The sequence below is a fragment of the Cupriavidus sp. GW822-FHT06G04 genome, from assembly GCF_058799075.1.
This window is the reverse complement of sequence record NZ_JBXALD010000021.1, coordinates 1-20,102: the sequence shown is the minus strand read 5'-3', so window position 1 is coordinate 20,102 and position 20,102 is coordinate 1. Positions and strand designations below refer to the sequence as shown.

The window sequence follows — 20,102 nt, the reverse complement described above, 5'->3', positions numbered from 1 at the left end:
ATGGCCCTGGTAACCCTTGATCTGGCGATCGGGCACTGCAGGGCCAACCCGGGCGACGAGGACGAACTGATCCGACTATACCTCGACGGGGCCGAGCAGTCGGCGCTCGACTATCTGAATCGCAAGGTGTTTGTGGACCAGGCAGCGATGGATGCCGCGGTGGCCGCGGGCACCGCCGGAGACCATCCAATGGTGGTCAACTCGGCCATTAAGGTCGCGATTCTGAAGACGACTGCTGAGGTGTACGCGAACCGCGAAGACTCTATCGTGGGCGCTACTGTTGTTGAGTTGCCCGTTTCTGCAAAAGCATTTCTCCGACCACATCGAATTGTTCCGGGGGTGTGATATGCGAGCGGGTCTACTGAATAGGCGGGTGCAGATTCAGCGCAAAGGGCCGGAGCGCGATGACGCGGGACAGCCAATGCTGGACAACTGGGTGGATGTCACTCCTCCGATTTGGGCGAGTATCAAGCACAAGAGCGGGATGGAGACTATCCGTGCCGATATGCCTACGTCCCTCGTTCAAGCCAGCGTGCGAATCCGATTCCGTGAAGATGTTGATGCGACGATGCGGCTTGTCCACGGCTCTACCGCGTACATGATCGAGGCAGTCTTGCCGGATGAGGCTGGGCGTCAGTTCGTCGATCTCATCTGCCAATTGGTGCCAGCCAGGGCGGACTAGGAAATGGACGATTTCTCGCTGAGCTTCGAAGGCGATGATCTTGGCGCGGTTCTGGCGGATCTCGAAGATCGTCTGGTAGAGCAGATCGTGCGTCCGGTCGCGCGCGCCGGCGCGCTGGTGTTCTATGAGGAGGCGCGGCGCCTTGTGCCCGTGTATCAGGGCGCGCCTATCACGCGCAAGAACGGCATCAAGACGACACCTGGGCAACTGCGCGATGCGATCTATCACGTGTACTCGGACGGTCTGTCGAGCAAGGAGCACGCTGTCTATCAGGTCAGCTGGAACGCCAAGAAGGCACCTCATGGCCACCTGGTTGAGAACGGTCACTGGCGCGTGAACAAGCTCGTTAAGACGGCGACTGGATGGATAGCCACCAACGAGCGCCTGGCGACGCCCGTGCGCGTGCCCGCTGTCGCGTTCATGCGAAGGTCCGGCGATCGGGCCCAGGCCGCGGTCGACGCCATGCGCCAGCGCGCGGCAGAGAAGGTCGCCGAGGTGTTGTCCGGCGCCGAGGGAGGAGATTATTCATGACGGTGGAGGCCGAAATGGTGCGGGCGCTTGGAGTGCTCGTAGAGGGACGCGTCTATCCTGACACGCCAGAGGAAGGCGCAAAGCTGCCTCTCATCGTCTACCAGCAGGTCGGTGGCGATCCGATGAACTTCCTCGAAGGCGTGCCGGACAAGAAGAATGGCCGGTTCCAGATCGAAGTCTGGGCGGCCAGACGCACGCAGGCCAGCGCCTTGGCGCGCCAGGCGCACGACATCATCTGCACAGACACAGTCCTGCAGGGCACGGTGTTGCTCGGCATGCTGGCGACCTATGACGACGTGCTGAACTGGTACGGCACACAGCAGGACTTCTCCATCTGGTTTTCGAACTGACGCCCGTTCGGGCGATTACCCAGCCCGCGCAAGCGGGCATTTTTCATTACGGAGCCTACTATGTCGGTAAAACTTCCGAACGGTGCCATTTTCGCGATCGCGGCCTCGATGGCGGCGACTGCCACTCCCGTCACCGCCTTGAGCAACGCGAGTCCGCCGGTGGCCACTTCGGCCGCTCACACGCTCACGGACGGCGACATCGTTGCCATTACTTCCGGCTGGACGCGAATGGACGGTCGCATCGGCCGTGTCGACGGTTCCACCTCCGGCGCCTTCGATCTAGAGGGATTCGATACGACCGACATCGGCAACTATCCAGCCGGCGCGGGCGTCGGATCGGTGCTGAAGGTTCAGTCCTGGCAGGAGATCAAGCAGACGCTCACGTCGACGAGCCAGGGCGGCGAGCAGCAGTTCTACACGTACTCATTTCTCGAGGACACCGGCGATGACAAGCAGATTCCGACGACTCGCAGCCCGCGCTCGATCACGCTCACGATCGCCGACGATCCAACGCTGCCACAGTACCCGGTACTGAAGGCGGCGGATGAAGACCGGCTTGCGCGCGCCATCCGGTTCCGGCTGCCGAGCGGCGACGTCATCTACTTCATGGCCTACGTGACGATGTCGGACATGCCGACCACCACGAAGAATGAGGCGATGGCGGTCACTGTGACGCTGTCCCTGATCGGCAAGCCCACTCGCTATAGCGCAGGTGCCTGATGTTCAAAATCAACCCGAATCCGACCTTCACGGCTGAAGCGAATATCGCCGTCCCGGGCCAGCCGGCCGAAAAGCTGAAGCTCGTCTTCCGCCACAAGACGCGGGCAGAGGTGAAAACCTTCTGCGACCGCGTGGCGGAGGCCGCCAAGGCGGCGGCCGACGAGCACACTGCGGGCGTCCGGGACGCGGCACTCCTGCAGGAGATCGTCGCAGGATGGGAGGATGTCGATCAGCCTTTCACCCCGGAAAACTTCGCGCTAGTGCTGGAGAACTATCACACAGCCAGCCAGGCGATTTTTGATGCCTACACATCGGAAATCACGACGGCGCGTCGGGGAAACTGATCGCGGCGGCACGCCGGATGTATTGGCGGGCGCCGCCGGCCAAGGAACTCGCACAGATCGGTCTCGTATTGGATGACGTCCGTCCGCCGGACGTGGAAGTGTGGCCGGACAACGCGGTAGCGCTCGGCGTTTTTGTGCAGATGGAGACGCAATGGCGGGTGGGAATGGGAGGCCCTGTGGGGCTTGACTACACGGCGCTGCGCATCGTGATGCGCATGAACCGAATCCCACCCGACGAGCAGTCCGAGCTGTTCGAAGCGGTCCGGGTGATGGAGCGCGCGGCGTTGGATGAAATGAACGAGGAATAGCATGAGCCAGGTTGTCGGAAAGGCCACCCTGCAGGCGGATGCCGATGTTTCTGGCCTCAAGGCCGGCTTCGCCGACGCCAAGCGTTCCGTCCAGGATCTGAAGCAGGCCGCGGCAGAGACGAGCCAGTCGACATCTCGCAGTGCCCGTTCGATGGCTGATGCCGCGCGGGATGCGTCCGACCGCATGAAGGCGGCAAACGACAGGTTTGTGACGAGCCTGGAGAAGACGGCCAATACCTTCGGGATGTCGAAGTCCGCGGCGCTGGAATACAGCGCAAGGATGCGGGGGATTCCGAAGGAGGTCTATGAGCCGCTGATCGCCAAGATCCGCGAAACGGAACAGGCGCAGGCTCGGCTTGCCGCCACGACGGAGCGCACGCAGGCTCGTGTGGGAGTATCCGCAGCCCAGACGGCAGCTGCAATGCGCCAGGTGCCAGCGCAATTCACCGACATCGTGACTCAGCTCGCTGGCGGGCAAAGCCCTTTGCTGGTGCTCACGCAGCAGGGCGGTCAGCTCAAAGACATGTTCGGCGGAATCGGACCCGCCGCGCGCGCCTTGGGCGGGTATGTTGCCGGGCTGGTGAACCCGCTGACGCTCGCGGCCGGCGCCGCTGCGCTGTTTGGCGTGGCGCTGTACAAGGGCGAGCAGGAAACGGTTAATTTCAACCGCAGCCTGGTGCTCACCGGCAACTATGCCGGTCAGACGGCCGCCAGCTTCGAACGATCGGTAGAGGTGATCGCCGATTCCACGCAGCGCGGCTTCGGCCCTGCGCGCGAAGCGCTGATGGCGCTGGTTTCCAGCGGACGGCTTTCTGGCGAGGCGCTGACAGTCCTTGGCGAGGACACGGTGCGCATGGCAGCCCTGACAGGAAAATCTCTGGCCGACATCGCTGCGGACTACGCAAAGATGCCCGACGGCGTTGCGAAGTGGGCGGAGGAACACAACAAGAGCCTTCACTACATCACGTTCGCGCAGTACGAGTACATCAAGTCGCTGGAGGACCAGGGGCGCGTGCAGGAGGCGGTGCTCGAGAACGCGCGGATCCTGCACGAACATCTGGCCACGAAGGGCGTGCAGACGGTCGGATACCTCGAGCGTGCGTGGAACGGCCTGGCCAACGCGATTGGCAAGGCGTGGGACGCTGCCAAGTCGTTCGGTCGGGAGACGCCGGATGACGGCAGTGCGGCGATCACGGGCCGCCAGAATGAACTGTTACGTCGCGCCGGCGCAGCGCGCGGCCGCGGTGACGTGGATACCGCCAAGCGCCTGGAGCAGGAGGCCAATCAGCTCGCCTCATCGATTCAATCGCTGGCGGTCGAGCAGAATCGGCTGGCAGAGGCGACAGCGCGCTACAAGCGCGAGCAGGAAGCGGCGATTTCCGCCAGCGGTAAGCTGGATTCCATCGACGAGCGCGTCAACAAGCAAAAAGCGCTGAACAAGGCGCTGGAGGAAAACAAGCGCCTCGAGGAAGCGATCCGCAAGGTGAATCCGAACGACGAGCGCGTCTCGGCGTCGGCGATCGCGGCGCGCGAGGCCGAGACGCGCCGGCGCTATCGTGACACTGCAGGCATCGCCGCCGGGCAGAACGCGCTGGGTGGAGAACTGGAAGCGCTACGGGCGCAAGGTCGCCAACTTGAACTCCAGCTCAAGCAGGAACTGTCGACGCTGGAGAAACTGCGCGCAGCGGATTTCTTCTCGCAGGAAGACTACATTCACCGCAGCTATGAGGCGAGGCGCGCGGCGCTGGAAGATCAGGTGCGCCTGGCAGAGCGTGAAGCGAACGTCGCCGGGGGAAGACAATCGTTGGCTGAACGCGAGCGCTACGCCAGCCGGGTCAAGGAACTGCGGGCGGAGATCGCAGGCACATATGCCGAGGAGGCGGCCGACGTCGAGAAGTATCAGGAGCGCATCCGCGGCGCTGTGGCTCAGACGGCATTGCAGATCTCGAACTACAACGGTACGCGCGCCGTGCAGGCGCAGCGTCAGATCAATGCGTTGGGTCTCGGGGACAATGCCAAGCAGCTCGCCGACACGCTGAACCAAATCGAAGACCAGTTTCGCCGGTTCCGAGACCAGTTCACGGAGCGCGTGCGGCAGGCAGGCGGCGCCAACGCACTCGAAACAGACGACTACCGTCGGCAGATTGAGTCCATCAATCAGGCGATGGCTGATGCCATGGAGCGCGCGCGGGACGATCAGCAGAGACTATTTGCGGCGCAGGGCGACTGGACCAACGGCGCGACGCGCGCGCTGCAGAACTATGCGGATGGCGCGAAGGACATCGCTGGCCAGGTCAGCCAGGCATTTGGCAATACCTTCAAGGGCCTGGAGGACGCGGTAGTCACGTTCGTGACAACGGGGAAGCTGAGCTTCAGTTCGTTCGCGCAATCGGTTATCGCCGACATCGCGCGGATCCAGCTGCGCTCGTCGCTCTCGGGCCTCTTTCAAGCGGGTGCGTCGTTCCTTGGTGGGTTCTTGGGCGGGGGCGAGGCCGCCACCTCATTCAACGGTGCCAGTCCGGTTGCTGGTTCCTTCGGCGGTCCAACGACGACGGGAATTTTCTATTCGGACGGTGGTTACACCGGCGACGGCGGCAAGTTCCAGCCTGCAGGCATCGTGCATCGTGGCGAGTATGTCATCGACGCTGAAACCACCGCTCGGCCGGGGGTCCGTCAATTACTCGATGCGCTGACGGGACGGGATGTGGTGAAGGGCTATGCCGATGGCGGATATGTGGGCACGTCGCCCGCAACGCGGCTGCTGAGAGGGAGCGCTTCTGAACTGGCCGGAGGCGCGGGCGATAGCTCGGGCGGTCCTGGCAGCCTGAAGATTGAGCTTGTCAATCAAGGTTCGCAGCAAATGCAGGCCAAGAGCGCCACACCGCGTTTTGATGTCAACGGCACCATTGTTACGGTGGTGATCGACGATCTGCAGAATGGCGGGCCAATCAGGTCCGCGATTCAGAACCTGCCGAGACAATGACGACACCTACATTTCCGAGCTACATGCCGCTGCCAACCGCGGCGGCGTTCCAGCAAACACCGGACTACGGTGTGCTGGTGACTGAAATGGAGTCAGGGCCGGACAAGCAGCGCCCCCGGAACACCCGCGCCATCGTGTCTCGCACGATGCAGTTCGTCGTCGCAAGCCTGACCGTGCGCAATGATTTCGAGAATTGGGTACGGGACGACCTTGCAGGCGGGACGTTGTGGTTCAACTGGAATGATCCACTTACCGGAACCACAAAGCTCGCGCGGATCGTCGGCGGCCGTGTTGAATACGCGGCCGTCGCCCGCCGGCAAATCTGGACGGTGAAATTCACGCTGGAGACATACGGCTGATGGCACGCAATTATTCACCACGCTACCGCGAGACCATTGGAGCGCTCTCAGCACCCGAATCGCCGCTCTTGCTGTTGCAGATCGATCATCCCGATCTCGCGGCGCCAATCCGCGTCGTGTGTGACACACAGGACGTCACGAGCGGCGGGCACCTGTATCAGGCCCTCGCGTTCAGCGCAACGGTGCCGGATGACCAGCAAGGTCAGCAACCACAGGGACAGCTGGAGATCGACAACGTCGGACGCGACCTGGTGCAATGGCTGGAGATCAGCCAGGGTGGGCTGGGCGCGACGGCGACATTCTCCGAGATCCTGCGCAGTGATCCCGACCACATCGAGTGGACGGCAACCATGGATCTGCTCGGCATCCGGGTCAACTCTTCAAAGGTCACCGCGAGGCTTGGGTATTACGACATGCTGAATCAGCAGGCTGTCGGCATCCAGTATCGACCCGACACCGCTCCAGGACTCTTCTGATGGCACATTGGAGTGATGCCTACATGTTCCGGCCGTACGTGCCGGGAGAATTCGATTGCGGAGAACTGGCGCGCTTAGTTTTAGCCGAAGTCTTCGGCCGGCACATCGCCATTCCCACCGCCCGCGGCACTGGCCCCTTCGCAGATTCACGGCTCGTCACGCAGTGCTGCGCCGAGATTGGAGAGCGCACTGACAGGCCGGCCGATGGCGATGCAGTGGTGATGATCGCGCGCGGGCGGCTCGGTCACGTGGGCGTCTATTACGAAGTCAGGGGCGTCGCGTGGGTGCTCCACAACTCGCGCGAAGCAGGGCAGGTCGTAAGGCATCGGATACGGGAGTTGCCGGGAACGGGCCTTCTTCTGGACGGATTCTATAAATGGAAGTGAACGAACATCGCGCGCCTGCGCTGGTGCACCTTCCGCACCCCCTGACTACGGACGGTCGACATGTCCACCTGGCGGAGTTTCTGAAGGACGAGACGCTGGGCGAGTATTTGAAGCGGCAGGGTGTCTCACTTCCGCGCGGCGCAGTCTCGCTCTGGTGCAATGACATCCCGGTGCCTTCGGAGAACTGGCACATGCTGATGCCGTATCCCGGAGACCGCATTGTCCTGCGCACGGCGGTGGAAGGCGGTGGCGGTGGCGGCGTTGGAAAGGTGCTTCGCACCGTCGCCATGATCGCCATCGTGGTGGCAGCCGTCTATACGGGGCAGTTCTACGGGGCGACGCTGGCGACGTCCTTGGGCACGACAGCCGCCACCGCTTCCGCCTTGGTCCAGGCGGCGGTGATGATCGGCGGATCATTGCTTGTGAACGCGCTGCTACCACCGCCGAAGGCCACACTCGCTTCGTCGGCCTATCAGGCAAACAGCGAGACGCCCACCTATGCATTAAACGGCGGACAGAACACCGCGCGGCTGTACGAACCTTTGCCGGTCTGCATCGGGTACAACCGCGTCGTGCCGGATGTCGGATCCAACTCCTACACCGAGTTCTTCGATCAGGACCAGTACCTCTACCAGACGTTCAACTTCGGACTTGGCGATCTGACGCTGTCTGATTTCCGAATCGGGGACACGCCGATCTCCAACTATAGCGACGTCACCATCGAGGTCAGCGGGCCGGACGGAAAGCTCTCCCTGGTGTCGGCAAACGTCGACAGCATGTCGGTGCAGGACGTGAGTTCCAACGCTGGATGGGTCCAGCGCACGACTTCGCCGAACACGACGCGCATCTGGGTCGATTTCGTTGCGGTGCTGTTCTACGCGAACGACAAGGGCGGACTGGACCCGCGCTCGGTACAGTTCGACCTGCAGTATCGTGAGGTGGGTCAGACAGCGTGGCAGGACTTCACCGGCCGAGGCACGCTCACGATCGCCAATTCTTCGCAGACGCCGCGGCGCGCCAACTATTGGCTCGATGTGCCGGCAGGGCAATATGAGGTGCGCGTGAGGAAACTGACGCCCGATGTCACGGATTCCCGTGAGCAAAACGCTTTCAGCTGGGCGCAGCTTCGCAGCTATCAGCTCGACACCACGGACTACACCGGCCAGAAGCGGGTGGGGCTCAGGATCAAGGCGACCTCGCAGCTCAATGGGACCATCAGTGACTTCAGTGCCCTGGTGCAAGCATCATGCCCTGTCTGGACCGGTGCGGCGTGGGAGACCAAACCAACGAGCAACCCCGCGTGGTGGTATCTCTGGTGGGCGCGCGGCAAGTTCGTAAATGGCCGGCGCGTATTTGGTGCTGGGCTGCCAGATAGCCGCATCGACATCGAGGGCATCAAGGAATTCGGGCTGCACTGCGATTGGCATGGCCTGTCCTGCAACTTTGTTCAGGCGGCGGCGACCAGTATCGCGACGATGGCCGAACAGATTGCGCTGTGCGGCGACGGCTCGCCCACGTGGATGACTGGCAAGCTGGGCGTGGTTTGGGACGCTGCTGACCAGGCACCAGTGATGCAGTTCGGGCCATTCAACATCAAGCGCGACAGCTTCCAGATCGAGTACAACACCCAGAACCTGGCCGACGAGATCATCATCAATTTCGTCAACCCGGACAAGAACTGGCAAACCGATCAGGTGCGCGCGAAACCGCCGGACGTCACTGCGCCATCGAATCCCGTGTCGCTGAACTTCATTGGGTGCACAAACGTTGCCCTGGCGGGCCGCAAGGCGAATCTGATGGCGGCCGCGCAGTACTACCGGCGGCGGAAGATCACGTGGGTGTCGGATCTCGAGGGGTTCGTGGCGCAGCGCGGTGATGTGGTGCTGCTCTCTCATGACATGACCGCATGGAGTTTTGCGGGGCGACTGGTGGGAGGCGACCGCGCGACGCTGCAGCTCGACCGGCAGGTGCCGCTGACCGCGGCGCCGGGTTTCGTGGGGATCCGCTTTCCTGACGGCCGCTACCAGGTGTTTGGCGTGCAGAGCGGTGAGGGCAACGCCGACACGTTGACCCTGACGTCGCCGATCCCTGCTGAGTTCCCTGTTCCGTCGGAGAATCCGGACCGGATTCCCTATGACTGGGCGTTCGTCTTTGATCCGATGGCCACGCCGGGAAAGGCCGTGAAAATCACGGCAGTGATTCCGCAGGCCGGCGGCGCTGAGGTTCAGATCATCGCCACGGACGAAGAGCCGGCGTATTACCAGCGCGCGTCGGGCGGATATGACTATGTCCCGCCACGCACGTACAGCCAGCTCAGCGGCGACGTCAGGTCGATCACCTTCAATGAAAGGTTGCTCGATGGCGTGACAGGGCGCAGCCGCGTCACGATCGCATGGGTGACCGGCGCGGCCACCACGGCCACTGTCGCGGTGTCGATCAATGGCGGGGCGCCGACTACGTACAACGCGACGAACAACAGCCTGGAGGTCGAAGCCTATACGAACGACATCGTCGACGTCTTCGTGACGCCGGTCTCCCTCGTGCAGTTGCGTAGCGCCAAGGGCCAGGGCGATCGCTACATCGTTCAGGGCCTGATCGCGCCACTGCCGGCGCCGACGAACCTTGCAACGGTCTACCGCGATCAGCTGACGCATCTGACGTGGTCGCCGGTGTCGGATCTGCGCTTGCCCGGTTATGAGGTGCGGATTGGCCCAACGTGGCAGAGCGCGGTGGTGGTCGGCACGACGCCGTTGGAGGACATCGTTGCTGTTGGCGATGGGACGTACTGGGTGGCCACGCGTTACGTGCCGCCCAGCGGATCGCCCGTGTATTCCGCAGCGGTGTCCATCGTCATCGCGGGTGCCGCGCTGGTGCGCAACGTCCTTGTGACGCGCGACGAGGCGCCCACATGGCCCGGTGTGCTGACGGGCGGGGCGGCCGTGAACGCGGGGAGCCTGGTGCTGGCCGGCGCGGGCAATGTGCTGGGCGATACCGACGTGTTGGATGAGTCGAATATCCTCGAATACGGTGGCATAGCCACTGACGGCGCCTACACCCTATCTGTGAGCCACCAGGTCAACGTGGGCCGTGTCGTGCCATGTCAGTTGATCATCAAGACGTCTGTGCACGGCGTGCGCTCCACGGACAATGTGTTGACCGAAGAGGATGTGTTGATCGATCAGGACATGCTCGGCGAGGCGCTGGGCGCGGCGGTCACGGCCAAGCCGCAAATCGCTATCGCGCAGGGAGACGGCGTGTTCGGTAACTGGCAGGACTTCCTGCCGGGCGTCTACAACGGCCAGTACTTCACCGCGCGTCTGCTGCTGTCAACGACTGATCCGGCCATTCATCCGCAAGTCGATCAATTCAGTCTCACGGTGGACATGCCGGATCGCCTGGACACCGGTACGAACGTCGCTATCGGCACTGGTGGATTGCATGTCGGATTCGGCGACCCGTTCAATGCTGGCCCGAATGGCGAGAACGTGCCGCACGTCCAGGTCACGCTGCTCGGTGCGCAGGCAGGCGACCGGGTCGTCATTACGAACATCAGCCTGTCGGGCTTCGATGTGCAGGTACTGAACGGCACCACGGCGGTCGCGCGAAACATCAACTGGTCAGCTCAGGGCTACTGAGCAACGCTGCAATCACCATCGGGGCCGCTTATGCGGCCCTTTTCCTTTTTGGGGATCTCATGTCGCAGGACACTCTTGACATTCCGACCACCGGCACGCTATCGGGGCTGGCGCTGGTCCAGAAGATCAACTCGGGGCAGCAGGCTCTCGCATCGAACAGCTCGGGGTCGAGCCCGCCATCCAAGACCTATCCGTGCCAGTTCTGGGTGGATACTTCGAGCAACCGTCTGCGCATGCGCAATGTCGCGAATACGGCGTGGATCGACATGGGTGACGTGACGCTGCCGAATTTCGGGATCATGCAGCCCGGCACGATCCTGATCTTGGCGCATCCCAACGCTGCGAATGGGTGCCTGAAGTGCAACGGCGCGGCGGTATCGCGTACGACCTACAAGGCGCTGTTCGACAACATTGGCACGACCTTTGGGGTGGGCGACGGCTCGACGACCTTCAACGTGCCGGAAGCGCGCGGCGAGTTCCTGCGGTTTCTGGACGACGGTCGCGGCATCGATGCGGGCCGCTTGATCGGTAGTTTGCAGCTTCAACAGCTGGTCCAGCATACGCACGTCAACGATCCTGGCCAGAACGGGTGGTGGGGCGACGCGCCTGGGCTGGGAATCATCAACATCGGCGGGTCGACGTTGCAGATCAACCGATCGACCGTTACTGGCACGGTGTCCGCAGGCCCCGCGACCGGCGCAGAGAACCGTCCTCGCAACGTCGCGTTTCCCGCATACATCAAGTACTGAGGCACCCCCATGCAGATCTACAACTATCACCCCTTCACCGGTGAGTTTCTGACGGTCGGCGTGGCCGACGACAATCCGCTGGAGCCCGACGATCCCATCGTGCCGGGCTATGCCACCAAGATCGCGCCGCCGCAGGCGGAGGAGCGTCGCGTGCCGGTCTATCTGAACGAGAGCGGTATCCCGCCGCAGAATTGGCCGGAAGGTGAGTGGACGCTGATTGCCGACTATCGTGCCGTGCCGCTCTATCGTACAGCCGATGGCAGCGTATTCACCTTGAGCGGCGAGTATTCCGGCCTGGGGCAGTTGCCGTCGTTCCTGACGGAAGAACCACGGCCGTCGCCGGCACATGTTTGGATCGACGGCGCGTGGACGCTGGACTCAGCTCTGGAGACGGAACAGTTGGGCGCGCTGGCACGGCGTGAGCAGGCGGTGCGTTTGTACGAAGCCGACCAGCTCATCGCGCCGCTGATGGACGGCTTCGTGCTGGGCGAGCTGACGACCGAAGACGAAGTCGCGCTCAAGGCTCTGAGCCAGTACCGTAAGGCGCTGCGCGCGGTGCCATTGCAAGCCGGCTTCCCGCATGCGATTTCTTGGCCGGAAAAGCCTGCCTGACCGGTAGACCGGTGCCCAGAGAACAACTGACTGTCTCGCGGAGGGGATTGAGTGTGCACCGCCCCAGTGGCTCCGCCGCACACAGGAGGGAATTTTTGTAAATTCGGCGCGTAGTTGTTACATTACATCCCATTTGGTGCGAATATCGATACCATCATGGGTCGTTGTAACAAAAAATGATAACGAATCTACAACTGATTAGGGCGTTTGCAGCACTCGGGGTTGTCTTCTATCACACGGGATATGTCATCCCAGGGCACACCCACACAGAGTTACAAGGGGTAGCGATCTTCTTCGCACTAAGCGGCTTCCTCATGGCGTATCTCGCGCAGACGGCTGAATCCGCCAAGGATTTTTTTGCTCGGCGACTTGTTCGAATTGTTCCTTTTTATTGGTTGATTACGATTTTCTCTGTTCTGTGGTTTAACTATGGAATGGGAAATCCGCCTTATCAATGGCCTTTAATTTGGGAATGGATTTGCCATGATCAAAAGCAGCTTCTGATTTGGTTATCAAGTCAGCACGGCCTTGGCAACGGCGCACTGCTTACCCAACTGGGGAAAAGCCTGCTTTTCATCCCCTATCAGAATGCGTCTGGGGATTTTCATCCTTTACTTGGGGTGGGCTGGACTCTGAATTTGGAAATGTTCTTCTACCTCATTTTTTCAGTGTCACTGTTATGCGGAAGGAAGATCGCTCCGCTTTTGGCCGTAGCTATCATTGTCGGTGTGAAGATAATCGACAGTCAGATGGGTGGTTCAAACAGAATCATACATTTCTACGCGCATGAATACACATGGAATTTTGTATACGGGATCTTTGCATATTACGTCTGGGTTTTGCTTCCAAGCGTCGTTGCAAAGCTGAAGTGGTGCATTGTCCCGCTGGTGGTCGCGTTCAGTGTCTTCTTCGTCTGGGTCAATTTTGCCCCGCACGATATTCGACTGCTTGTGAACGAGTACATTCCCGTTCGATGGGCATTTATGCTCATGCCAGTGTTAGTAGTCTTCGCGGGATTGCTGCTTCATACGGTCGGCGCGAGGGCTACGTCGCGTCTGGCTATACTGTTGGGTGACGCATCGTATGCAATCTACTTAACTCATACAGTGGTCATCGGGACTTTGTATCCCGTCGGCGAGCGATGGGAATGGCTCAGTGCCAGCCGAAGCGCTTCCGGTGTAATGATAGCGATGGCGCTGAGCACGATTATTGGCGTGTTGTCCTACCTATATGTTGAAAAGCCCCTGCTTAGAATCGTAAGGGAATGGGTCCATCGCGCCAGACGTGCCCCTGAATCTACCGCCATTCCAGCATAGATTTAAAACGAAAAACTTAGCCGCCTCCGGGCGGCTTTTTTATTGCCCGCTTCGAGCGGGCTTTTTTGTCTATGGAGCCAAAGTGGACAAACAGACATTCAAGCTGGCCAGCGGAATGACGCAGCCGACAGCCGACCGGTGGTGGCCGCACGTGGACGCGGCATGGCGCGAGTACGGCATTGACACGACGGCGCGCCAGGCAGCATGGCTTGGCCAGATCGGCCACGAGTCCGGCGGCTTCGTCTACACGCGCGAACTCTGGGGACCGACGCCGGCGCAACTGCGATATGAGGGGCGCGCTGATCTTGGCAACACGCAGCCCGGCGACGGAAAGCGCTACATGGGCCGCGGCCTGATTCAGATCACCGGGCGCGCCAACTATAGGGCGTGCGGCGCGGCGCTCGGCGTCGACCTCGAGGCCAGCCCAGAGCTGCTGCAGGGCGACGCGCTGGCCGCGCGCTCGGCATGCTGGTTCTGGCAGCGGAAGAACCTGAATGCCCTGGCCGACGCCGGCGACTTCGAAACGCTCACTCGCCGGATCAACGGGGGCCTGAATGGCATCGAGGATCGCAAAGAGCGATGGGACCGCGCCCGCCGGGTGCTGGGTCTCCAATGACGGGCATTTACACGGCGACCGGGGAAACGATGGACCTGAACGATTTGAACGTGCCGGGGGGCACTGGTGGCGCGCTGGGGTTCATCGTAGCCGCGGTGAGCGGGGCAATCTGGTTCATCCGAAAGGCATGGCGCAACGACAAGGTCGACGGTGCCGAAACACAGGCCCAGATCGACATCATTGCCCGCCTGGAGGCGCAGCTGGACAAGGCGAACGCGCGGGCTGACCTGGCCGAGCAGCGGGCCGACCTTGCCTACAAGGAACGCAATGAGGCGTATCGAGAGATCGGCGATCTGAAGGGAACGATCGCTGCGCTGACGACCGAGGTCCGTCTGCTGAAGGAGAGGCTTGATGGCAAAGCTACGTGATTGGCTGGCGCGCCATCGCGCGACGTTCATCCGCACCGCCCACATGCTGGAGGCGGTCACGCTCATGGCACTGATGGTGGGCGGGGGGATGGGTGCCGGCTACGCGCTGTGCCAGTGGCAGTCGCGCGAAATACTGGCCCAGCAGCGCGATGACCACCAAGCCGAGATCGGCCGGCTGCAGGAGGCGTACACCCAGACGCTGCAGGCGCTGGCGCCGAAGGTCTCGGCAGCGGCCAACGCGTCTGCGCAGGCCGCGGAGGCATCTGTGGAAGCAGCGAAGTCTGTGAAGCGTGCAGCTCGCCCGGCGGCCGCAGCGGCGCCGCGCCCGCTCACCGAGGCGGAGCGACAGGGCGTGAATCGAGACATCGAGGCGGCGAATCGGAAGGTGAGGGAGGCCCGGAAATGAGGATTCTGCTGTTCTGCCTGTTGCTCGCCGGCTGCGCTGCGGCCGATCCGCCCGCCGCACCGGCGCGCCAGCCGCGCCACTGCGACACTCTGCCGACCCTGAAGCCCGGCGCCACGCGCGCCGACATGCTCGATCACATCCGCGTGACTGCGGATCTCTACGCGCGCTGCGCGGCCACGCCATGATCGCACTACCGTTCGTATTGCCGTGGCGCGCGATCGCCGCGGCCGCGCTGGCCGCCGGCGCCTTCTCCGCGGGCTGGGCGGCCAACGGCTGGCGCAAGGACGCCGAGATCGACAGGATGAAGACCGCCAGCGCTCAGGCGGACCTGGCCAGCGCCAACAAGGCGATCGAGAACCTTGGTGCGGCCAGCCAGACCATCCGCACCAAAGCCGACGAGTTCAACGCCAGCCAGGCCGCGCTGACCGCCAAGGTCGACCAAGCCTTGAAGGAATTCCGAAATGCGAAGAAGCCTCTGCCTGTGGATTGCCGCCCTGATGATTTCCGGGTGCGCAAGCTGTCCGACGCCGTCGACGCGGCCAAGCAAGCCGCCGCCGCTCGATAGCGCGCTGGCCGCGCCGTGCCGAATCCCGGATGCGCCCGCCACCGCCGACTATGATGCCTGGCAGGAATGGGTGATGGGGGACGTGCTGAAGGCGCTGGGGGAATGTGCGGCAAAACACCGAAAAACGGTTGAGGCGTGGCCCGCTTAATCCATCAAGCTATGAGGTAATGTAAAGTTCAGATAAGGGACCCGATTTTATGCGAGGTCTTCCAAGAATCGGGGAGCAACTATGAACTTGGTGTTTGATGCGCCAAATCCGGCAGAAGAAGGCGAAGTCAGGGCTGCGCTTTTGAGCCTGGAACGGCTTGGGATGTTAAGGGCGTGGCAGCAGCAGTCTGACGGATCGTTCCTTATCGAGGTCGACCGCGAATTTGTTGGCGAATTTTCTCGACTGGGAAAATTAATGTCCCTCAGGAGCCATAACCCACGCACCCTCCAATAGGGAAAACCTCCCGACAGTGTGCGGGAGGTCAGAAAAAGGTTGCTCCAAAACATTTCCCGCTAGGGAATGCGCTCCCTGTCCGCACGCACGACGCCGGGGGTGCGACTTTCGTCCCTTAGCCTTTGGATCGGTGCCAAGTAATCCGCCGCCTCCTTCATGGTCTCTTCCGCCAAGCGACGTGAAACGTCGTCTAAGCCAGAAGAAAGGATCGAAGACAGAGCTGCATAAAGTGCTAACAGGTGCTCGTGGGCTTCGTCAGACGCCGATGTACCGGTCATTGCTCACCTCGAAAAAGACGCCAAAGTCGACGTTTAACCAGTGTAGCAATTGCAAGCAACGTTTTTGCAGACGCTGCCGACTGTGCAAGTTTCCCGCCGAGGGAATCGCCTGAAGGGGTTACGGAAACGCAGCATCAATCCCGCGGCGGCTCCTCAGTCGAGAGGTAGACACGGTACTGGCCAACACGCGCCACGGTGCAAAAGCGTTGCCGACGTCGGCAGAGTGCTCATACGCTCACTTTTTTGGCGAGGGTGAACGGCAAGGCTATTGCCGGAGGGCTCGACTTATTTTTGCGCGGCGTGGCCCGGCTCTGTCGCAACGGCGGCTTCCGGCGCAATGTCAATTTCCGCGCCGATCTCTCGCATCCGCGCGAGCACGCGCTCGAGCTCTTCGTCAGACAGAGCTATGCGGGCCGCGCCGAAGAACAGCATCTGGGGCGCCATCTCACGCGGTTGTGCGCCGCCGGTATATTTCCGCCATTGCTGGCCGCCAGCGACGCCGAACAGGTCAGCCATTTGTTCGCCCGTGCGGCCAAGTTCGGACTTCAGGCGCTGGAGATCGGCCGGAGTAGGAGGGGTGTATCGCATAGAAGAAAACCCGCCTTGCGGCGGGCCTTGGTCAGTTCAGAAAGAGCTTCGCGAAGGTGATGGACGCCGCGATCAGCCCTGTGGCATACACCACCGGAAGCCAGCGGTGCTCTCGGTTCAGCTTTGACGCTTCGGCATTGAGCTTCATCGTCTCGGCCATCAGCTTGCTGATTTCAGCTTCGGTCTTGAGGATGTCCAAGGTCTTTTCCATTCGATCTTCCTTTCGGGATGTCGGGCCGCGCGGCGCGCTACCTCTGAGATGAATATTAGCACCAATGGGGCTAATTGCAAGGGGGTGAGAAAAAAATAAGCCACGCCCAAGGGGGGAGGCGGGCGTGGCGAACAGCTCGTACCGGTTTCCCGGCAGACGCTACGTTGCCACGGAAGACGGCAGTATTGGAATCGCCTGAACGGGTTAAAAAGATCGGCCGGACAAAGCGGGTGATTGCCCGGCCGAAGTCCACAGGGGAATCAAACCTCTTCCGACGCCTTCGTTCGCGGCCTTACGAGGCAGTATTCGACGCCCCGCCTCATATCGGCTCGGCTCGGCAGGCCCAGCCTCAATCGGGTTTGGTTGATCGTGCGCTCGGTGCGGCGCGGCAGGAGGTAAGGCGCCCATTCGATGACAGGAGCCATGGTGGCCCACCGCGCGTACAAGATGTCGAGTTCCTCCGGCTCCCAGCGATACCAGTGCTTAACGCCCATCGCGCGGAATAGAAGTGGCCAGCCGACCGACTGGCAAAAATTCGGGGACAGTCATCAGCGAATCAGGCGCTCCCACCACGAACCGAAATTCGGGTCATATGCAGCCTTCCAGCCATTGGCAACCTGCTTGATTGCTTCTTCCTGGCACACCCCGCGATCAATAAGGCGATGGACTTCGGCCTCAGCTGCGTCGCTCTGGAACACTCTGACCGTCAAAGGTTCGACATCTTCCGGGCAATGTTCTCTCGGATCGGGAGGTCCCACGAATCCGATCCCCCGCACCGGCATGAAGTCGCAGAACCACGCCCGGCCATCACACGGCCTTTGCTCGTCTTTGAACCAGTACGACGCGACGCCGACGGCGACAACTGAGAGAAAAAGCAGCGCAGTTTTGAAGCTGGCGACGCGCCAAAAATAGAGCGCTATGCCAGCAATCGCGATGGCCCCCATCCGTTGTGTCTCCCTGATTATTTACGTGAGCGCCGTGGTCGCCAACATTCCGCAAAGAATCAGCAGTGGCATGCAAAGGTACAGGGCTGTCGCGACGAGAATGGCTGGCATGGTCGGGCGCGGTGACATGACTATTAAGCAAGTGCCGAAAAAGGCAATTGTATCTAAAATAGATACATGCCACATCCGCCGAAAGGTGGGGTGCAGATAGTTCTGCCACTTAGGGTATTTACTAGCGCTTAAAGCGTTCCGGCGGAACGCTCCCGGGCACCTTGACCTTGATCCAGTCTGGCGACCGGGCGCCGTCCTGGTAGCTGGACCCGCGACGCTTTCCGACTACGCCCTCGAGGTTCAAGGCGACGGCGGACCGGTAAAGCCATTTGCCGTCGTCGACAGCGGTCACGAGCAGCAGTCGGTCAGAAGAGGCGTGAAGCAACTTCGAAAGCGCGCGTTTGCGAGCTTCCACCGCAGATTGCCTTACATCCCGGCCTCGGGAGGTGAGAACGTCGAACACGCAATAGACAACCAGATCGGCCCCTATGTACCATCCTCTTCGCCGCGCTCGAGTGTGAAGCCGATTAAAGTCGCTGCGGCCCAGATCGTCCAGCACGCAGACTTCCCCATCGAGGATCGTTCCGCCGGGGACGTCCGCTAAGGCCGCTGCCACTTCGGGAAACCAACCGGTCGCATCAATCCCGGCGCGGCTTTTCAGCCGGGCGGTGGACCCGGTACTGGCCAAGACGCGGTAGCCGTCGTACTTGATCTCGTAGAGCCAGCCGGGTTCGCGCGGAATGGCCTTTCTTTCGACCAGTAGCATGGGCGAGAGCTGATCCAGGGTCGGCGCGGGCGTGCCGCGCGGCATGGCGCTCAGCCCTTAATGTCGCGCGGATCATGGCCAAAAGAGTTGCGCTCCCTTATCTGGCCGTCGCGGCCGTGGATGAACAACTCCACCTTGTCGTTCTTCGCTTTCTGGGTGCCAGCGGCGATTGCCTCTTCCTGGCTCGGGTAGTGTGATGTCGCGCCGTCCGTGCCCTCGACCTCTACAGCCCAGCCATTGCGCTCGGTGGGTACCACGTGGATGTTCGCTGCCATGGTCGTCTCCTGAGTTGATCATGACAGTCTCGCGCTGCCGCAGGGCAGAGCGGTATCCGGCGGGCGCCTACAGGTCCGTCGGCTGAGTGGCCGGTACAGCTTTGGCGCGTGGAGGAAGAGGCGCTGGCTCAGCCACAAGCGCGTCAGCCGGCATGAGCCGCAAAAAGGTGCGGGCCACCTCAGGGTCGCGGCATGCCAGCCACTCATCCCAGTCTTCGCGCGGCAGGACGACCACGCCGCGCTTTTCGTCTCCCGGCTTATGGAACCGCTTCATCAGCGGGTGCGCGTCAGCGTTAAGCGTGGGCATCGTAAAACTCACGGCGCCGTCGGGCCAGGCGCGCCATAGTCCGGCAATAGCGAAAGGTTCGCCGCCCGGCAAGCCGATCTTCCATCTCACGGCTTTGCCCGTCTCCCAGTTTGGTTCGTAGAACGCCGTTGCGGGAATCAGGCAAAGCTGCCCGGCCTTCCAGTGTTTGGCGAACGAACTGAGTTTGCCGATCGTTTCGATGCGAGCGTTTGCGGTCGGGTAGTACCGGACGCCAGGCGGGATGCGTCCCTTTGGCACCATACTGAACGAACCCATGACCGCCTCGCGCGCGCCGTCTTCGGCCGTGCGGACGATGGGGGCTGGGTAGTCCGGCCATGCCTCCGCCTTCCATTCGCCACCCGGCGGCTCGACGCCAAAGATGTCCCGCAGGACTTGCCGCTGGATCGGAGCATAGTTCACGCACATCACGGCTCTCCAGAGTCTGTGGTGTCCACGCGCGCGGCGCGGACAGCGCACCAAAAATAGTGCGAGTGCTTGCCGCGTCTCGCCTGTAGCCTCTCAACGGAGAATTCCACCAAGCCAATCCCTTCGACGTCGTACAGCACCACTGCGGTCAGGGGACTCAGGTGCGTTGGCGGAGGAAGAGTTTGCAGTGCCGCAGAGACTTGGTCTCCACGCACCTTCCGGAGGATGTCGCCGTTGAGCGGAACCGACGCCGCGGGAGATTCACCGGAAGATATATGGCACCGGTTTGCCAGTTTGCTGTTTCCCATGACGCATCACCAATACTGTATGGATATACAGTGTGCGCCGGCTAACCGGCAAGGAGTAGAGGGTGAAAGTCCCTGACAGCAGAAGATCTAGCGAATCACG

26 protein-coding genes are annotated in these 20,102 nt (G+C 61.7%); 20 read left to right on the top strand and 6 right to left on the bottom strand.

What is annotated here, in order from left to right; translation table 11 throughout:
* The 20 genes from AC1RKI_RS29095 (at nt 1) to AC1RKI_RS29000 (ending at nt 15,406) form a co-directional block, all read left to right on the top strand.
* Complete coding sequence (locus AC1RKI_RS29095; RefSeq protein ID WP_492795172.1) at nt 1–345, top strand: head-tail connector protein; 345 nt, start codon at nt 1–3, stop codon at nt 343–345.
* 1 nt (nt 346) lies between these two features.
* Nucleotides 347–682: a phage head closure protein gene (locus tag AC1RKI_RS29090; protein WP_492795174.1), complete on the top strand. Its 336-nt coding sequence runs from the start codon at nt 347–349 to the stop codon at nt 680–682.
* Between the two features lie 3 nt (nt 683–685).
* Complete coding sequence (locus AC1RKI_RS29085) at nt 686–1,213, top strand: HK97 gp10 family phage protein (RefSeq protein ID WP_492795176.1); 528 nt, start codon at nt 686–688, stop codon at nt 1,211–1,213.
* Nucleotides 1,210–1,563: a DUF3168 domain-containing protein gene (locus AC1RKI_RS29080; protein WP_492795178.1), complete on the top strand. Its 354-nt coding sequence runs from the start codon at nt 1,210–1,212 to the stop codon at nt 1,561–1,563. The genes AC1RKI_RS29085 and AC1RKI_RS29080 overlap by 4 nt, the downstream gene beginning before the upstream one ends.
* 60 nt (nt 1,564–1,623) lie before the next feature.
* Nucleotides 1,624–2,283, top strand: coding sequence for a phage tail protein (locus AC1RKI_RS29075; RefSeq protein WP_404991172.1), 660 nt, complete (start codon nt 1,624–1,626; stop codon nt 2,281–2,283).
* Complete coding sequence (locus AC1RKI_RS29070; protein WP_492795180.1) at nt 2,283–2,627, top strand: phage tail assembly chaperone; 345 nt, start codon at nt 2,283–2,285, stop codon at nt 2,625–2,627. Before AC1RKI_RS29075 ends, AC1RKI_RS29070 begins: the two co-directional genes overlap by 1 nt.
* 17 nt (nt 2,628–2,644) lie before the next feature.
* Nucleotides 2,645–2,935, top strand: coding sequence for a DUF1799 domain-containing protein (locus AC1RKI_RS29065; RefSeq protein WP_492795182.1), 291 nt, complete (start codon nt 2,645–2,647; stop codon nt 2,933–2,935).
* A 1-nt stretch (nt 2,936) separates the two neighbouring features.
* Nucleotides 2,937–5,918, top strand: coding sequence for a phage tail tape measure protein (locus tag AC1RKI_RS29060; protein WP_492795184.1), 2,982 nt, complete (start codon nt 2,937–2,939; stop codon nt 5,916–5,918).
* A gap of 23 nt (nt 5,919–5,941) precedes the next feature.
* Nucleotides 5,942–6,277 (top strand): hypothetical protein, encoded by a 336-nt coding sequence (locus tag AC1RKI_RS29055; protein ID WP_492795186.1) that lies wholly within the window; start codon nt 5,942–5,944, stop codon nt 6,275–6,277.
* A complete protein-coding gene (locus tag AC1RKI_RS29050; protein ID WP_404991169.1) occupies nt 6,277–6,753 on the top strand; it encodes a DUF1833 family protein in 477 nt (158 codons plus the stop codon). Before AC1RKI_RS29055 ends, AC1RKI_RS29050 begins: the two co-directional genes overlap by 1 nt.
* Complete coding sequence (locus AC1RKI_RS29045; RefSeq protein ID WP_341249062.1) at nt 6,753–7,139, top strand: hypothetical protein; 387 nt, start codon at nt 6,753–6,755, stop codon at nt 7,137–7,139. Before AC1RKI_RS29050 ends, AC1RKI_RS29045 begins: the two co-directional genes overlap by 1 nt.
* Nucleotides 7,130–10,774: a TipJ family phage tail tip protein gene (locus AC1RKI_RS29040; RefSeq protein ID WP_492795188.1), complete on the top strand. Its 3,645-nt coding sequence runs from the start codon at nt 7,130–7,132 to the stop codon at nt 10,772–10,774. The genes AC1RKI_RS29045 and AC1RKI_RS29040 overlap by 10 nt, the downstream gene beginning before the upstream one ends.
* 59 nt (nt 10,775–10,833) lie before the next feature.
* The gene (locus AC1RKI_RS29035; RefSeq protein WP_404991166.1) at nt 10,834–11,523 is read left to right on the top strand and encodes a tail fiber protein; all 690 of its coding nucleotides are present in this window, start codon (nt 10,834–10,836) and stop codon (nt 11,521–11,523) included.
* 9 nt (nt 11,524–11,532) lie between these two features.
* The gene (locus AC1RKI_RS29030) at nt 11,533–12,135 is read left to right on the top strand and encodes a phage tail assembly chaperone (protein WP_404991165.1); all 603 of its coding nucleotides are present in this window, start codon (nt 11,533–11,535) and stop codon (nt 12,133–12,135) included.
* A 176-nt stretch (nt 12,136–12,311) separates the two neighbouring features.
* Nucleotides 12,312–13,451: an acyltransferase family protein gene (locus tag AC1RKI_RS29025; protein ID WP_492795191.1), complete on the top strand. Its 1,140-nt coding sequence runs from the start codon at nt 12,312–12,314 to the stop codon at nt 13,449–13,451.
* An 82-nt stretch (nt 13,452–13,533) separates the two neighbouring features.
* Nucleotides 13,534–14,067, top strand: coding sequence for a glycoside hydrolase family 19 protein (locus tag AC1RKI_RS29020; protein WP_492795218.1), 534 nt, complete (start codon nt 13,534–13,536; stop codon nt 14,065–14,067).
* A 29-nt stretch (nt 14,068–14,096) separates the two neighbouring features.
* Nucleotides 14,097–14,435, top strand: coding sequence for a hypothetical protein (locus AC1RKI_RS29015; protein WP_492795193.1), 339 nt, complete (start codon nt 14,097–14,099; stop codon nt 14,433–14,435).
* The gene (locus AC1RKI_RS29010) at nt 14,419–14,841 is read left to right on the top strand and encodes a hypothetical protein (protein ID WP_492795195.1); all 423 of its coding nucleotides are present in this window, start codon (nt 14,419–14,421) and stop codon (nt 14,839–14,841) included. Before AC1RKI_RS29015 ends, AC1RKI_RS29010 begins: the two co-directional genes overlap by 17 nt.
* Nucleotides 14,838–15,026: a hypothetical protein gene (locus tag AC1RKI_RS29005; RefSeq protein ID WP_492795197.1), complete on the top strand. Its 189-nt coding sequence runs from the start codon at nt 14,838–14,840 to the stop codon at nt 15,024–15,026. The genes AC1RKI_RS29010 and AC1RKI_RS29005 overlap by 4 nt, the downstream gene beginning before the upstream one ends.
* A complete protein-coding gene (locus tag AC1RKI_RS29000) occupies nt 15,023–15,406 on the top strand; it encodes a hypothetical protein (RefSeq protein WP_492795199.1) in 384 nt (127 codons plus the stop codon). The genes AC1RKI_RS29005 and AC1RKI_RS29000 overlap by 4 nt, the downstream gene beginning before the upstream one ends.
* 1,005 nt (nt 15,407–16,411) lie before the next feature.
* On the opposite strand, the gene AC1RKI_RS28995 is transcribed toward AC1RKI_RS29000, so the two are convergent.
* The 6 genes from AC1RKI_RS28995 to AC1RKI_RS28970 all read right to left on the bottom strand — a co-directional run bounded on the left by AC1RKI_RS28995 (nt 16,412) and on the right by AC1RKI_RS28970 (nt 19,694).
* Nucleotides 16,412–16,642: a hypothetical protein gene (locus tag AC1RKI_RS28995; RefSeq protein WP_492795203.1), complete on the bottom strand. Its 231-nt coding sequence runs from the start codon at nt 16,640–16,642 to the stop codon at nt 16,412–16,414.
* 103 nt (nt 16,643–16,745) lie between these two features.
* The gene (locus tag AC1RKI_RS28990; RefSeq protein ID WP_341249051.1) at nt 16,746–16,925 is read right to left on the bottom strand and encodes a hypothetical protein; all 180 of its coding nucleotides are present in this window, start codon (nt 16,923–16,925) and stop codon (nt 16,746–16,748) included.
* A gap of 548 nt (nt 16,926–17,473) precedes the next feature.
* Nucleotides 17,474–17,869 (bottom strand): hypothetical protein, encoded by a 396-nt coding sequence (locus AC1RKI_RS28985; RefSeq protein WP_492795205.1) that lies wholly within the window; start codon nt 17,867–17,869, stop codon nt 17,474–17,476.
* Nucleotides 17,870–18,101: 232 nt separating this feature from the next.
* Nucleotides 18,102–18,731 carry an ATP-dependent DNA ligase gene (locus AC1RKI_RS28980; protein WP_492795207.1) on the bottom strand — a complete coding sequence of 210 codons (630 nt, stop codon included), beginning with the start codon at nt 18,729–18,731 and terminating at the stop codon, nt 18,102–18,104.
* A 5-nt stretch (nt 18,732–18,736) separates the two neighbouring features.
* A complete protein-coding gene (locus tag AC1RKI_RS28975) occupies nt 18,737–18,961 on the bottom strand; it encodes a DUF2188 domain-containing protein (RefSeq protein WP_492795209.1) in 225 nt (74 codons plus the stop codon).
* A 67-nt stretch (nt 18,962–19,028) separates the two neighbouring features.
* Nucleotides 19,029–19,694: an SOS response-associated peptidase gene (locus AC1RKI_RS28970; protein WP_492795211.1), complete on the bottom strand. Its 666-nt coding sequence runs from the start codon at nt 19,692–19,694 to the stop codon at nt 19,029–19,031.
* Nucleotides 19,695–20,102 lie beyond the last annotated feature (408 nt).

What these genes read in the sequence shown, in the direction of transcription:
- AC1RKI_RS29095 (WP_492795172.1), top strand. Translation starts at nt 1, where the DNA reads ATGGCCCTGGTAACCCTTGATCTGGCGATCGGGCACTGCAGGGCCAAC.
- AC1RKI_RS29090 (WP_492795174.1), top strand. Translation starts at nt 347, where the DNA reads ATGCGAGCGGGTCTACTGAATAGGCGGGTGCAGATTCAGCGCAAAGGG.
- AC1RKI_RS29085 (WP_492795176.1), top strand. Translation starts at nt 686, where the DNA reads ATGGACGATTTCTCGCTGAGCTTCGAAGGCGATGATCTTGGCGCGGTT.
- AC1RKI_RS29080 (WP_492795178.1), top strand. Translation starts at nt 1,210, where the DNA reads ATGACGGTGGAGGCCGAAATGGTGCGGGCGCTTGGAGTGCTCGTAGAG.
- AC1RKI_RS29075 (WP_404991172.1), top strand. Translation starts at nt 1,624, where the DNA reads ATGTCGGTAAAACTTCCGAACGGTGCCATTTTCGCGATCGCGGCCTCG.
- AC1RKI_RS29070 (WP_492795180.1), top strand. Translation starts at nt 2,283, where the DNA reads ATGTTCAAAATCAACCCGAATCCGACCTTCACGGCTGAAGCGAATATC.
- AC1RKI_RS29065 (WP_492795182.1), top strand. Translation starts at nt 2,645, where the DNA reads ATGTATTGGCGGGCGCCGCCGGCCAAGGAACTCGCACAGATCGGTCTC.
- AC1RKI_RS29060 (WP_492795184.1), top strand. Translation starts at nt 2,937, where the DNA reads ATGAGCCAGGTTGTCGGAAAGGCCACCCTGCAGGCGGATGCCGATGTT.
- AC1RKI_RS29055 (WP_492795186.1), top strand. Translation starts at nt 5,942, where the DNA reads ATGCCGCTGCCAACCGCGGCGGCGTTCCAGCAAACACCGGACTACGGT.
- AC1RKI_RS29050 (WP_404991169.1), top strand. Translation starts at nt 6,277, where the DNA reads ATGGCACGCAATTATTCACCACGCTACCGCGAGACCATTGGAGCGCTC.
- AC1RKI_RS29045 (WP_341249062.1), top strand. Translation starts at nt 6,753, where the DNA reads ATGGCACATTGGAGTGATGCCTACATGTTCCGGCCGTACGTGCCGGGA.
- AC1RKI_RS29040 (WP_492795188.1), top strand. Translation starts at nt 7,130, where the DNA reads ATGGAAGTGAACGAACATCGCGCGCCTGCGCTGGTGCACCTTCCGCAC.
- AC1RKI_RS29035 (WP_404991166.1), top strand. Translation starts at nt 10,834, where the DNA reads ATGTCGCAGGACACTCTTGACATTCCGACCACCGGCACGCTATCGGGG.
- AC1RKI_RS29030 (WP_404991165.1), top strand. Translation starts at nt 11,533, where the DNA reads ATGCAGATCTACAACTATCACCCCTTCACCGGTGAGTTTCTGACGGTC.
- AC1RKI_RS29025 (WP_492795191.1), top strand. Translation starts at nt 12,312, where the DNA reads ATGATAACGAATCTACAACTGATTAGGGCGTTTGCAGCACTCGGGGTT.
- AC1RKI_RS29015 (WP_492795193.1), top strand. Translation starts at nt 14,097, where the DNA reads ATGGACCTGAACGATTTGAACGTGCCGGGGGGCACTGGTGGCGCGCTG.
- AC1RKI_RS29010 (WP_492795195.1), top strand. Translation starts at nt 14,419, where the DNA reads ATGGCAAAGCTACGTGATTGGCTGGCGCGCCATCGCGCGACGTTCATC.
- AC1RKI_RS29005 (WP_492795197.1), top strand. Translation starts at nt 14,838, where the DNA reads ATGAGGATTCTGCTGTTCTGCCTGTTGCTCGCCGGCTGCGCTGCGGCC.
- AC1RKI_RS29000 (WP_492795199.1), top strand. Translation starts at nt 15,023, where the DNA reads ATGATCGCACTACCGTTCGTATTGCCGTGGCGCGCGATCGCCGCGGCC.
- AC1RKI_RS28995 (WP_492795203.1), bottom strand. Translation starts at nt 16,642, where the DNA reads ATGGCTGACCTGTTCGGCGTCGCTGGCGGCCAGCAATGGCGGAAATAT.
- AC1RKI_RS28990 (WP_341249051.1), bottom strand. Translation starts at nt 16,925, where the DNA reads ATGGAAAAGACCTTGGACATCCTCAAGACCGAAGCTGAAATCAGCAAG.
- AC1RKI_RS28985 (WP_492795205.1), bottom strand. Translation starts at nt 17,869, where the DNA reads ATGGGGGCCATCGCGATTGCTGGCATAGCGCTCTATTTTTGGCGCGTC.
- AC1RKI_RS28980 (WP_492795207.1), bottom strand. Translation starts at nt 18,731, where the DNA reads ATGCCGCGCGGCACGCCCGCGCCGACCCTGGATCAGCTCTCGCCCATG.
- AC1RKI_RS28975 (WP_492795209.1), bottom strand. Translation starts at nt 18,961, where the DNA reads ATGGCAGCGAACATCCACGTGGTACCCACCGAGCGCAATGGCTGGGCT.
- AC1RKI_RS28970 (WP_492795211.1), bottom strand. Translation starts at nt 19,694, where the DNA reads ATGTGCGTGAACTATGCTCCGATCCAGCGGCAAGTCCTGCGGGACATC.